This window comes from Chryseobacterium taiwanense (assembly GCF_000813825.1).
Taxonomy (GTDB): domain Bacteria; phylum Bacteroidota; class Bacteroidia; order Flavobacteriales; family Weeksellaceae; genus Chryseobacterium; species Chryseobacterium taiwanense.
Genome location: NZ_JWTA01000004.1, coordinates 49977 through 62431 on the forward strand (window position 1 = coordinate 49977; position 12455 = coordinate 62431).

The window sequence follows — 12455 nt, forward strand, 5'->3', positions numbered from 1 at the left end:
GCAAAAATATGATATTTTTTCTAGTTTCAATAATTAATTTTCCTGTTTTTTATCATGATTAATTAGCTTTATCGCATAGTATGTAAGCAGCGCTGTCAGGATAAAATATGGAATTATAAAATGAAATTTATAGCCTGGAATAGCTTCAAAGTCCAATTTCTTTCTAATTAAAAACATTAAACCAAATTTTAAAAGAATTAATCCTATTACAGACATTCCTAAAAATTGTGGTGCTACTCTGTTTATTAAAATTACCAATGTAATCATCATCATAAACATCACACTTAGGAATAAGTAAAATTTCACAATAACAATTTCATCCAAATGAAAAACAAATTTCCAAAGAGAAAAATGAATCAGGAATGTTAAAAAAAATAATACTGTAACCAGAATATTAGGATTAGCTTTCATTCTAAAATTTATTTTCACCTAACATCAATTAGGTTCATTTTGATTTATCGCAAAAATAGACTTTTTCTATCTTATTTTTCCATGATTTGATTTATATCATCTCAATCATTTCTATTTTACGCACCATAATATTTCATATCCTATATAATATTACGTGTCGAACAGGTTTGATTACTAAAAAATTCCTTATTTTTGCACACCTATAATTTACAATACATATGTTTAATAGTTTACAGGATAAATTAGACAAAGCGCTTCATAATATTTCAGGACGTGGAAAAATCACGGAAATCAATGTAGCGGAAACCGTAAAAGAGATTCGTAGAGCATTGGTAGATGCCGATGTTAATTATAAAGTTGCAAAAGATCTTACTAAAAGAGTTCAAGATAAAGCTTTAGGACAAGACGTTCTTACTTCGCTTACTCCCGGACAATTGATGACTAAAATCGTTCATGATGAATTAGTAGATTTAATGGGAGGTTCTCAGGAAGGAATTAATCTTTCAGGAAAACCATCTGTAATTCTTATCGCAGGTCTTCAGGGTTCTGGTAAAACAACTTTCTCAGGGAAGCTTGCTAATTATTTAAAAACCAAAAAAAATAAAAAACCTCTTTTGGTTGCTTGTGACGTTTACCGTCCTGCTGCAATCGACCAGCTAAAAGTTTTAGGTGGACAAATCGGGGTTCCTGTTTTCACAGAAGAAGGTTCTATGGATCCTTCAAGCATCTCACAGAATGCCATTAATTTTGCTAAATCTAATGGTCACGATATCGTAATTGTAGATACAGCGGGTCGTTTGGCAATTGACGAGCAGATGATGAACGAGATCAAAACAGTTCATGCTACCATTAAGCCAAGCGAAACCCTATTCGTTGTTGACTCAATGACCGGTCAGGATGCAGTAAATACAGCGAAAGCGTTCAATGATGCTTTAAATTTCGACGGGGTTGTTTTAACGAAATTAGACGGTGATACTCGTGGTGGAGCTGCATTGACGATTCGTTCTGTAGTTGAAAAACCAATCAAATTCATTTCTACAGGTGAGAAAATGGAAGCTTTAGATCTTTTCTACCCGGAAAGAATGGCAGACAGAATCTTGGGAATGGGAGACGTTGTTTCCTTAGTAGAAAGAGCGCAAGAGCAATTTGACGAAGAAGAAGCAAAGAAACTTCACAAGAAAATCGCAAAAAATGAATTTGGTTTTGATGATTTCTTGAAGCAGATCAATCAGATCAAAAAGATGGGTAACATGAAAGATTTAATGGGAATGATTCCTGGAGTTGGAAAAGCGATCAAAGATGTTGAAATCAGTGATGATGCTTTCAAACACATCGAAGCGATCATCTACTCTATGACTCCGGAAGAAAGAAGAAGACCTTCTATTATCAATACCCAAAGAAAGAACAGAATTGCAAGAGGAGCCGGAAGAAAAATTGAGGATGTAAACCAATTAATGAAGCAATTCGACCAAATGGGCAAAATGATGAAGATGATGCAAGGACCTCAAGGAAAGCAAATGATGCAGATGATGAGCAAAATGCCAAATATGCCTGGAATGGGTGGAATGTTTGGAAAATAAAACCTAAACAACATCCAATAAATATAAAATCCGACTCAAAATTGAGTCGGATTTTTTTTTATTTTAAGCTTACAATAGTTGACTATTTATCTCCTTTTTGAGCTTTAGCTTTGATGAAATAAGAGAACCCTACGTTTACACCGAAAGTGTTTACAGTATTTTTAAACTCTGTTCCCATAAAAGTTTCTTTGTTAGAAAACTGATCAAAAGAAACTCCTAAGTTGATCCCTAAAGATTGAGTCGCCATATAAGTTACCCCTCCTTTTACTTTCCAAGCTAAACCATCAGCAGTGTACTCATCTGAAGTTCCTGAATAAGTTTCTTTTGTTTTATTAGATGCATAACCAACACCTGCACCTAAGAAAGGAACCAATTTGCTGCTGTTTGCAAAATAATAAGTTGCTGTAGGCATTACAGAAAAGCTAGAGATTGTTGATTTATCACCGTCTTCTTTTGTTGTAATGCTTGTAAAACCTAGGTCAATTCCTACTGCCAATTTATCAATTACAAAATATCCCGCAGAAGGAGTAATAGAGAACGTACTTACTTTTGGTCCATCATAGCTTTGTCCTTCTACTTTAGTTTTAGTATCAACACTGTTGAAACCCATACCAGTATTTCCACTGATTACCCAGTCTCCTTTAGTCATTTGAGCATTTGACAAACCGAAAAGTGCAACAGCACCTGCTAGTAATAATTTTTTCATGTTTATTTATTTAAAAAAGTTTATTTTTTTATTTAGCAAAAATATATTTCACTCCAAAAGTGATTGATGATAAGTTTAAACCGAAGTTATAGTTGTTAAGAGCTTTAGCATCTGTCTCTTTATACTTTAAATTCTTATACCCAAACTCCCCTATTGTCGCTTCAATAGACCAGTTTTTGTTTAGAAAATAATCCAGACCAGGTTTTACATTTACGCCGATTGATGTATAATTTGTTTTGATATCCGTAGCAGGGTTTACTGAATATATACCATTAATAGGATTTGAAACATTTGATACATACTCGTACGTTTCAGTTTTTCCAAATTCCATTGGTATTTCTAATTGTCCGAAAAAATACAAATTTTCAGACAATGTCCAATATTTTCTAACAAAAGGATTAACGACAACAGCAGATCTATTCTCTCTAGTTGTTATAAAAAATAAATTAGGGTTTGCAGCTATTACTTCAAAGGTATTTGATTTACTATTAGTATAACCAATCCCAGTACCAATAGACAAATTAGAACCAATAAAAAAGCCTATAGTAGGAATTATTTTTAACGTTTCTATTTTGACATCAATGTTTTTATTCTCTTTTTTAGAATAACCTATTTGTCCAGTTAAATAAACATTACCCCTAGTAATTTGGGCATTAGAAAGCCCGAAAAGTACAATAGCACCTGCTAATATTAGTTTTTTCATGTATAGTTTTATAATGATAAAAAAGCCCTAAGAAAACTTAGGACTTTTATTTTTAATGCTTTTAGCTTACATTATTTAGCGAAAACATACTTAACTCCGAAAGTTACAGAAGATAAGTTCAAACCGAAGTTATAGTTGTTTGTAGCTTCACCGTCTTTTGGTTTGTAGTTGTTATATCCAAACTCTCCAATTGTAGCTTCGATAGACCAGTTTTTGTTTAAGAAATAATCTAAACCTGGTTTTACAGTAACACCAACTTGAGTGTATTTAGCTTCAGTAGAAGTAGAAGTTGTAGACGTTGTAGAACCTGAAGTTACTACAGAAGAATTTTCAACCTCAGTTTTTCCAAACTCCATTGGTACTGCTAATTGACCGAAGATGTATAATTTATCGCCTAAAGTCCAGTATTTTCTTACGAAAGGAGCAACAACAAAAGCTGGTTGCTTAGTTTCGTTAGTATTTACGATTGTAGCACCTGATAATACAGTAGTAGAAACATTAGTTTCTTTTTGAGTCTGGTACCCTACTCCTAAACCTACTGCTAAGTTTGTTCCTACGAAATAACCAGCTGTTGGCAATACGTTGAAGTTTTCTAGTTTATTGTTACCGTTGTTAGTTTCTGTTTGAGAATATCCTACAGATCCAGAAAGGTAAGCTGTTCCTTTAGCAATCTGAGCATTAGATAGACCGAAAAGTGCAATAGCACTTGCTAATAATAATTTTTTCATTTTAATAATTTTAATACTTTCTGAGTACAAATTTATAAGGGTCTACGCTAATATTAAAATTTGTTAATGTGATTAATATCATTGTTAAAGTTTGTAATTTTTCCAATATAAATCCCATCAAACAAGCATTTTTGACTTTTTCACAATATTTTGAATAAAAAAACAACAAATTATCATTTAGAATATAAAAAAAGTTACTTTTCAAAATTTTCAGGCTTAAAAAAATCATAAAACTCAGTAATTTCAGCCCAATATTGTATAATAAATTAATATATGATCTATCCATTCAAAAAAAGCTAGTATTTTTTAATTGAAAATATCAAAACTTAAAAATACCTTACTATAAAAAATAAAAACTCCAGCTCTACAGCCGGAGTTTATGATAATTATTTCTTAATTTATTATTTCAAAAAGAAATTTACACCGAAGTTTACAGCTCCAAAATTATATCTGTCATCATCATACCAGTACCCTCCATGATTTTTATATCTGCTGCTGATATTTTGGAATCCTAAATACAATTCTGCATTTTTCATTTGATACCCAACTCTTGGTGCAACATATAAACCACTATTGATATAGTCTTTAGTTGAAATCGCCGCTCCTAAATCTAATCCTACAAAAAGAGGAATTTTATCAAATTTATATTTTCCTGATGCTGCAATTGGAATAAATCCGAAATCATCTACTTGGTCTTTTCCAAAAAAGTGAGAATATCCTGTAGTGGCACCGATATCCAAACCTTTAGTAATATTCCACATATAAGCAGCGTCTACACCTATTGTAACGCTTGCAGCATCTGCAGCGTCACCTAGCGGAGCTCCAATATGACCTCCAAGTCTAAAACCTTCCTGCGCATGCGCTATACCACCAAAAAGCGCAAAAGCACCTAGTAATAATAATTTTTTCATTGTTTAATATTTAAAATGTTATTCTAAAAAATAGGTATAGCAAACTAAATGCCGTTCATGAAAAAAGCAGGACTTTTTTTTGTCCTGCTTTATTTTTATCAGTTAAGAAATCAATCTTAGTTACCTCCAAATTTGAAACCTACTCCAATTTGAGCAAAGCTGTTGGTTACTTTTCCTCCGCTTCCGTCATTAGAAAGGTTTGATACCCCCATACTGTATCTTCCATCAATGAAGAATCCATTCTCAAACATGTATTCTACCCCAACAAACGGAGCAATGTTTAATTTTTTGATATCATCTTTAATATCTACCTCTCCGGATTCTCCTTCAATTTCCATATCAGCAAAATCAGAACCGATTACCGTTTTTTGTTTAGCGGAAAGAATAACGCCAAAGTTAGCTCCTGCTGCTACAGACAAACCTTCTGTAATGAAATATTTTGCAGAAATCGGAACCAATACTGTTCCTAGATTCACTTTAGTTTGCTCACCCACAAACATAATTCCAGCATTTATCCCATCGATTTTTTCTTTTGCTCCAAGCGGTGAATATAAAAGTTCTGCCTGAAATCCGAAATTATCATTGATTTTGTATTCTGCCATCCCTCCAATGTAAAAAGTATATTTGGGATCCATACTTCTTTTTCCCAAATCATCTTGATTTTCATCAATTTTCATTGTCGACATTGCAAAACCGGCTTTTGGCCCGAATCTAAATTCCTGTGCGTAAGCACTGCTTCCCATGACAGCAACAGCTGCAATAAGTAAAAGTTTTTTCATGATATATTTGTTTTTCTAAAAAATTAGCGAGCAAATATATCACTTTTTGCGGATTTAACAAGAATTATTAAAATTTAACGAAAATTAATCTCTCTGACGCTTATCCTCTTCGTTATATGCTAAAATAATCTTCTTAACAACAGGGTGTCTCACTACATCTTCTTCCGTTAAATGAACAAAACCTATTTCCTTAACATCTTTCAAAATTCTCATCGCTTCTTTTAACCCGGATTGCTGTTTTGGCGGTAAATCGATCTGACTTGGGTCACCTGTAATGATAAACTTTGCATTCATCCCCATTCTCGTTAAAAACATTTTCATCTGAGAATGTGTTGTATTTTGTGCTTCATCAAGAATTACAAAAGCATCATCCAACGTTCTTCCTCTCATAAAAGCCAACGGCGCTACTTCAATCACTTTTTTCTCAATAAAACCTTCCAGTTTCTCATGAGGAATCATATCTCGAAGAGCATCATAAAGTGGCGCCATATAGGGGTCTAACTTTTCTTTCATATCACCCGGTAAAAATCCTAAGCTCTCCCCTGCTTCTACAGCCGGTCTGGTCAATATAATTCTTTTTACCGCTTTATCTCTTAAAGCACGTGCCGCCAAAGCTACACTGGTATAAGTCTTACCCGTTCCCGCAGGACCGATTGCAAAAACCATATCTTTTTTCTCAGTTTCTTTAACTAATTTTTTAAGATTGGTTGTTTTAGCTTTAATGACTTTACCATTTACTCCTTTTACAATGATGTCCTGATCAAAAACAAGTTGCTTTTCATTTTCGTCTTTTAAATTGAGGATGTTTTCAACGTCTTTAAGCCCGATAGAGTTGTTTTTTGAGATAAACTTAACGATATCATCAAGTTTCTGTTTAAATATATCTAAAGCCTCCTGATTCCCCATCGCAAAGATAAAATGATCTCTCCCTGTTATCTTAAGGGTAGGAAAACTTGATTTTATTAAATTGAAAAATTGGTTATTAACTCCGTAGAAGATTTTCATGTCGATATCTTCCAAATCATATGTCAATTCAAACATGCAGTATTTTTATTTTAGATTTTAAATGTAAAGCTTTTTTTGAAATTTTTATCAAATTCTTTTCTAGAATATTTCGGGCTTTCTTTTTATTTTAGATAAATTTGCAGTTCTATTATTCTACAAACTATTAATGTCAATTATTACCCTTACTTCAGATTTCGGAAATTTGGATTACAGAGTCGCCGCTGTGAAAGGCAGTATTCTTTCTCTGAATCAGAAGGTTAATATTGTTGATATCACCCACGATATTCAGGCTTTCAACCTTGTACAGACCTCATACATTGTAAGAAACGCTTACAAACATTTTCCGAAAGGCAGTATTCATATTCTTGCTGTCGACAGCTTTCAGCATAAATCGAGAAAAAACATCTTATACAAAGCAGATGGTCATTACTTTATTGCAGCTGATAATGGTCTTTTAAGCTTGATCTTTTTTGACATCAAACCGGAAGCTATTTTTGAAATCACTTTAAATAACAGGTTCGACGATATCGTTAATTTCACGTCAACAGATATTTTTGTTCCTGCAGCCGTGCATTTGGCTAACGGTGGACTTCCTGGAGTAATTGGGCGAAAAATTGATACCGCAAAACAACTTTTATTCCCCAAACCTGTCTATAATGAATCTGAAAGGATGATTATTGGGGAAGTAACATACATTGATAATTTCGGAAATATCATTTCAAATATCAGTAAAGATTTATTTGAAAGTGTTGGAAACGGGTATGAGAACTTCACCATCAAGTTCAGAAACTTAGCCCTTTCAAAAGTTTTTTCAAGCCATACAGAAGTTGTTTCGGATTGGGAAAGAGAAACAGAGTTTCATGGTCAGTCAGCCGCAATCTTCAATGACAGCCAGCTTTTGGAGCTTACGATCTATAAAGGAAGTAAAAAAAACGGGGCTAAAAGCCTGTTCGGAATGAACGTAGGAGAGAATATTTACATTGAATTTTTCTAAAATTATACATTTCATAAAAAAACCGATTTTTTTTATATATTTGTCAAAATCTAAAAATTAAAAATGGCAGAGTACAAATTATTGCTTCCTTCCATGGGAGAAGGTGTTATGGAAGCTACTATTATCACTTGGTTATTCAACGAAGGTGATAATGTAAAGGAAGATGATTCCGTAGTAGAAATTGCAACAGACAAAGTAGATTCAGACGTTCCAACCCCAGTTTCGGGGAAAATCGTAAAGATTTTGAAACAGAAAGACGAGGTTGCAAAAGTAGGTGAAGCTATTGCTATTTTAGAGATTGAAGGAGAAGGCGGAAATACAGCTGCAGAAGAAGTAACAAATGAAACTCCGGTAGCTGCTCCAGATGCTGAAACTTTAAAAACAATTGAACAGCCTCTTCAAACAGCTGCTTCAACAGAATTTTCGGGAGATCTTTACTTGTCTCCACTTGTAAAATCAATCGCACAGCAAGAAAACATTTCTGAATCTGAACTAAAAACTATCAAAGGAAGTGGTTTAGAGGGAAGAATTACAAAAGAAGATATTTTAACTTACGTTAAAAACAGAGGAAACCAGCCAGCTCCACAAGCTGCTCCGATACAGGTAGCTTCTACTCCACAACCAGTGGCTACTTCAGCTCCGGCTTCTACTATTCCTGTTGCAGCAGGTGACGAAATCATTCCTATGGATAGAATGAGAAAGATCATTGCTGAAAACATGGTGAAGGCTAAGCAAATTGCACCACACGTTACTTCTTTCATTGAAACAGACGTTACCAACGTAGTAAAATGGAGAAACAAAAACAAAGCTGTTTTCGAAAAGCGTGAAGGTGAAAAACTAACTTTCATGCCTATTTTCGTGAAAGCGGTTGTAAAAGCAATCCAGGATTTCCCAATGATCAACGTTTCTATTAATGGTGAAAATATCATTAAAAAGAAAAACATCAATATCGGTATGGCAACTGCTTTACCAGACGGAAACCTTATTGTTCCTGTCATTAAAAATGCAGATCAGCTATCTCTTTCAGGGTTGGCAAAAGCGATCAACGATTTAGCGTACAGAGCAAGAAACAAGAAATTAAGACCTGAAGATACTCAAGGGGCTACTTATACTATTTCTAACGTAGGAAGCTTTGGGAACTTGATGGGAACTCCTATCATTCCTCAACCACAGGTTGCAATTTTAGCAATCGGAGCTATCGTTAAAAAACCAGCAGTTCTTGAAACAGCAGATGGTGATGTAATTGCCATCAGAAACCTAATGTTCATGTCTCACTCTTACGATCACAGAGTGGTAGATGGTTCTCTAGGTGGAATGATGCTGAAACATGTTCATGATTACCTTGAAAACTGGGATCTGAACACTGAAATTTAATTATAGATGATAATTGATAAGTTATCAATGATTCTAATGATCATATTGAGCTTATCGAAACATCTTTAAAAATACTAAACCTTCGAATTTTTTCGGAGGTTTTTTTATTGAGAAAAAAGTGTAACATTTTATACAAATACTGGACAAACCATGTAAGAAAATAAGCCACTAAAATGTCTTACATAAAAACATAAACTCCACTCATCAAAATATGAAACATATCCTGTTAGCAACATTCATTTTAAATACTTCTGCAATTGCTTTCTCACAACAAACCAATCAGACAAAATTGATTGATAGCTATGTAAAAGAAGTGATGAAAAACAATCAAATTCCGGGATTGGCTCTTGGGATTATAAAAGATAACAAAGTCATTTTTGAACACTATTACGGTACTGAAAACCTTGACGATCTTAAAAAAGTGGGTCCCAGTTCAATGTTCAGGGTATATTCTACTTCAAAATTAATGACAAACGTCGGTATTTTTCAATTGATTGAACAAGGGAAATTATCTTTAGAAGACCCCATCTCAAAATATGTTGAGCATCTTCCACAAGATTGGCAGAACATTAAGGTTAAAAATCTTTTGACCCATTCATCGGGAATGCCGGATGTTGTTGCTATCAATGATATTTTACCTGAAGACCCTAACAATAAAGCCATTGAACGCCTAGGCAAAGAGAAAATGGATTTCAGTACAGGAAATGAGTACAGATATAATCAAACCAATTATATGCTGCTTACCATGATTATTGAAAAAATTACAGGAGAATCTTTCGATACTTTTATCATTAATAATCAGCTTTCCGATGTAAAAGATCAGGTATATTTTTCATCAAATTCCTTTGAAAAAATTCCTAATAGAGTTCAGAAATACAATTATAATTCAACAACACATCAATACGAAAAATCGACCTTCAATGATGGAATGAGAGCACATTCCGGAAACGGATTAGCAATCACTCTCCCCGCTTTCTTACAATGGAGCAATCATCTCAATAAAAATAATTTACTGAATCAAAACACAAAAGAAATGATGTGGAAACCGTTTGAGTACGGAAACAAAAGCGATGTCTTTGCTTACGGTTGGGAAATCAATACAACGAATACTATTCCGTCTTATGGTTTCTCTGGTGGGAATGTAAGCGCTTACAGAATTTTTCCGCAGAATAATATGACGATCATTATGATGTCGAACGGATATAATTTCTTTCCGGTACAATATCAAATGGTAAATCATATTGCGGGTATGATTGATGAAAAATTAGCAGATAGCTATTCATTAACAGAGGAATCCATTATTTCTGAGTTTTCTAAAAAAGATAATCCTAATGCTGAAAAAAATTACCATAGCCTCAAAGCAAAAAATCCAACATGGGATTTTGAAAACCTTCTGAATAGTATTGGTTATAGCTTATTGAGAAATTCAAGAACTGATGAAGCTGTTAAAGTTTTTGAACTCAATGCTAAAGAACATCCACAATCGGCAAATGCTTTTGACAGTTTGGGTGACGGATATTTTTCAGCAAAAAACTATGCACTATCACTGAAAAATTATAAAAAATCACTTGAACTCAATCCTCAGAATACCAATGCACAAAATATGATTGAGAAAATTAATACTGTCATGACTCAAAAAAATTAATATCCAACCTATAAATTCACTCAATATAATCCCTGCGAAAGTTGGGATTTTTCATTTATAATCAACAATAATTACTTAATCAAAGAACTAGCAATATTTACTTTTTAATATTAAATAAAATTTAATTATTTTTTAATTTTATTAACAAATCAATAATTAAACATATTATTTAAGTCGTAGATAGTAAAGATTCACTTTACAAATAAAATCCATAAAATTGACGTACTTTTAACCTCCGAAATTAACAAATGCTGAAATTTTTATCCCTCATTCGAAGATCTCTAAAAAAATCTTTCGACAACATCCGAAACGAACAACTGAAGTACAACCTACTTCAGGCTATTCCTTTTTGGATTGGTTCTGTCATTACCGGTTTTTTTGCCGTGATGTATGCTAAAATCTTTGCTTGGGGTGAAAATCTTCTTCATTTTATTCTCGACTGGCATTCCTGGATGATTTTCATTATTGCCCCAATTGGCTTTGTACTTTCCTGGTGGCTGGTAAAAGAATTTGCACCCAACGCTAAAGGAAGCGGGATTCCACAAGTAATGGCCGCTGTAGAATTAGCAAATCCGAAAGAGCATAAAAAAATCCGAAGTCTTTTAAGTATAAAAATTATTGTTTTTAAAATCATTTCCTCTGTAGTCTTAGTCATTGGTGGTGGCGCAGTCGGTAGAGAAGGTCCCACTATTCAGATTGCAGGTTCTATTTTTAGAAAAGTAAATGAATATCTTCCTGAATGGTGGCCAAAAATTTCTAAGAAAAATATGATCATGACCGGCGCAGCAGCCGGACTTGCTGCAGCTTTCAATACTCCGCTTGGCGGAATTGTATTTGCCGTGGAAGAACTTTCTAAGACTCATATTAATTATTTTAAAACTGCTTTATTCACGGCGGTTATTATCGCTGGGTTAACAGCTCAGACTTTAGCAGGTTCTTATTTATATTTAGGATATCCTAAAACAAATGATGTTTCATTAATGGTGATGCTTCCTATTATTCTGGTCGCAGGAACTGCAGGAATTTTAGCAAGTCAACTTTCGGTTACTATGTTAAAAATGAATGATTGGAAGAAGAGAAAATTGAAAACAGACAGAGCGAATGTTATTTTCCTTATCATTTCAGCTTTAATTATTGCTTCGATTGCTTTCTTTATTAATAGAGAAATTCTGGGTTCCGGAAAAGAAATTATGGAACGCGTACTTTTCACAAAAGATAAACATGAGGACTGGTACGTTCCTGTATTAAGAATGTTAGGTCCTGCCCTATCTTTTACTTCCGGAGGTGCGGGTGGAATTTTCGCTCCAGCATTGACAGCCGGAGCAAGTATAGGATCTGTCATTTCCGGATTTATTCATTTAACACCCAACGAAACCAATGTTGTTATTCTTGCCGGAATGGTCGCTTTTTTGACAGGAATTACAAGAGCTCCTTTTACATCAGCTATTATTGTTTTAGAGATGACCGACAGACATTCTCTGATATTTCATTTGATGTTAGCCGGAATGGTTTCTTCTATTGCCTCTATTTTGGTGAGCAGACATTCATTATATGACGCTTTAAAAATGAGATTTTTGGAAGAGCTTAGACGATAAACAATTTAGTTGAATTTGAAATTA

12 protein-coding genes are annotated in these 12455 nt (G+C 33.7%); 5 read left to right on the forward strand and 7 right to left on the reverse strand.

What is annotated here, in order from left to right:
• Nucleotides 1–33: 33 nt before the first annotated feature.
• A complete protein-coding gene (locus tag RM51_RS03855; protein WP_165584982.1) occupies nt 34–429 on the reverse strand; it encodes a hypothetical protein in 396 nt (131 codons plus the stop codon).
• Between the two features lie 200 nt (nt 430–629).
• On the opposite strand from RM51_RS03855, the gene ffh reads away from it, so the two are divergent.
• Nucleotides 630–1991 carry a signal recognition particle protein gene (ffh, locus tag RM51_RS03860; RefSeq protein ID WP_039365378.1) on the forward strand — a complete coding sequence of 454 codons (1362 nt, stop codon included), beginning with the start codon at nt 630–632 and terminating at the stop codon, nt 1989–1991.
• Nucleotides 1992–2073: 82 nt separating this feature from the next.
• Here the strand turns inward: ffh and RM51_RS03865 are convergent, their stop codons facing one another.
• From RM51_RS03865 to RM51_RS03895, 6 genes are all read right to left on the reverse strand, one after another.
• Nucleotides 2074–2697: an outer membrane protein gene (locus RM51_RS03865; protein WP_039365380.1), complete on the reverse strand. Its 624-nt coding sequence runs from the start codon at nt 2695–2697 to the stop codon at nt 2074–2076.
• A 28-nt stretch (nt 2698–2725) separates the two neighbouring features.
• Nucleotides 2726–3400: an outer membrane beta-barrel protein gene (locus RM51_RS03870; protein ID WP_039365382.1), complete on the reverse strand. Its 675-nt coding sequence runs from the start codon at nt 3398–3400 to the stop codon at nt 2726–2728.
• 71 nt (nt 3401–3471) lie between these two features.
• Entirely contained in the window at nt 3472–4128 is a 657-nt protein-coding gene (locus RM51_RS03875) for an outer membrane protein (RefSeq protein ID WP_039365384.1), read from the reverse strand.
• A gap of 401 nt (nt 4129–4529) precedes the next feature.
• Nucleotides 4530–5039 carry a hypothetical protein gene (locus tag RM51_RS03885; RefSeq protein ID WP_039365388.1) on the reverse strand — a complete coding sequence of 170 codons (510 nt, stop codon included), beginning with the start codon at nt 5037–5039 and terminating at the stop codon, nt 4530–4532.
• 116 nt (nt 5040–5155) lie between these two features.
• Entirely contained in the window at nt 5156–5818 is a 663-nt protein-coding gene (locus tag RM51_RS03890) for a porin family protein (protein ID WP_039365390.1), read from the reverse strand.
• A gap of 84 nt (nt 5819–5902) precedes the next feature.
• Nucleotides 5903–6859 (reverse strand): PhoH family protein, encoded by a 957-nt coding sequence (locus RM51_RS03895; RefSeq protein WP_039365392.1) that lies wholly within the window; start codon nt 6857–6859, stop codon nt 5903–5905.
• 130 nt (nt 6860–6989) lie between these two features.
• Here RM51_RS03895 and RM51_RS03900 point away from each other — a divergent pair, with 130 nt between their 5' ends.
• The 4 genes from RM51_RS03900 to RM51_RS03915 all read left to right on the forward strand — a co-directional run bounded on the left by RM51_RS03900 (nt 6990) and on the right by RM51_RS03915 (nt 12431).
• A complete protein-coding gene (locus RM51_RS03900; RefSeq protein ID WP_039365393.1) occupies nt 6990–7817 on the forward strand; it encodes an SAM hydrolase/SAM-dependent halogenase family protein in 828 nt (275 codons plus the stop codon).
• Nucleotides 7818–7880: 63 nt separating this feature from the next.
• Nucleotides 7881–9191 (forward strand): dihydrolipoamide acetyltransferase family protein, encoded by a 1311-nt coding sequence (locus RM51_RS03905; RefSeq protein WP_039365395.1) that lies wholly within the window; start codon nt 7881–7883, stop codon nt 9189–9191.
• 211 nt (nt 9192–9402) lie between these two features.
• Nucleotides 9403–10836, forward strand: a complete 1434-nt coding sequence (locus RM51_RS03910) for a serine hydrolase domain-containing protein (protein WP_039365397.1) — start codon at nt 9403–9405, stop codon at nt 10834–10836.
• 248 nt (nt 10837–11084) lie between these two features.
• Nucleotides 11085–12431 (forward strand): chloride channel protein, encoded by a 1347-nt coding sequence (locus RM51_RS03915; RefSeq protein ID WP_039365398.1) that lies wholly within the window; start codon nt 11085–11087, stop codon nt 12429–12431.
• Nucleotides 12432–12455 lie beyond the last annotated feature (24 nt).

What these genes read in the sequence shown, in the direction of transcription:
- RM51_RS03910 (WP_039365397.1), top strand. Translation starts at nt 9,403, where the DNA reads ATGAAACATATCCTGTTAGCAACATTCATTTTAAATACTTCTGCAATT.
- RM51_RS03865 (WP_039365380.1), bottom strand. Translation starts at nt 2,697, where the DNA reads ATGAAAAAATTATTACTAGCAGGTGCTGTTGCACTTTTCGGTTTGTCA.
- ffh (WP_039365378.1), top strand. Translation starts at nt 630, where the DNA reads ATGTTTAATAGTTTACAGGATAAATTAGACAAAGCGCTTCATAATATT.
- RM51_RS03875 (WP_039365384.1), bottom strand. Translation starts at nt 4,128, where the DNA reads ATGAAAAAATTATTATTAGCAAGTGCTATTGCACTTTTCGGTCTATCT.
- RM51_RS03900 (WP_039365393.1), top strand. Translation starts at nt 6,990, where the DNA reads ATGTCAATTATTACCCTTACTTCAGATTTCGGAAATTTGGATTACAGA.
- RM51_RS03890 (WP_039365390.1), bottom strand. Translation starts at nt 5,818, where the DNA reads ATGAAAAAACTTTTACTTATTGCAGCTGTTGCTGTCATGGGAAGCAGT.
- RM51_RS03905 (WP_039365395.1), top strand. Translation starts at nt 7,881, where the DNA reads ATGGCAGAGTACAAATTATTGCTTCCTTCCATGGGAGAAGGTGTTATG.
- RM51_RS03915 (WP_039365398.1), top strand. Translation starts at nt 11,085, where the DNA reads ATGCTGAAATTTTTATCCCTCATTCGAAGATCTCTAAAAAAATCTTTC.
- RM51_RS03885 (WP_039365388.1), bottom strand. Translation starts at nt 5,039, where the DNA reads ATGAAAAAATTATTATTACTAGGTGCTTTTGCGCTTTTTGGTGGTATA.
- RM51_RS03870 (WP_039365382.1), bottom strand. Translation starts at nt 3,400, where the DNA reads ATGAAAAAACTAATATTAGCAGGTGCTATTGTACTTTTCGGGCTTTCT.
- RM51_RS03895 (WP_039365392.1), bottom strand. Translation starts at nt 6,859, where the DNA reads ATGTTTGAATTGACATATGATTTGGAAGATATCGACATGAAAATCTTC.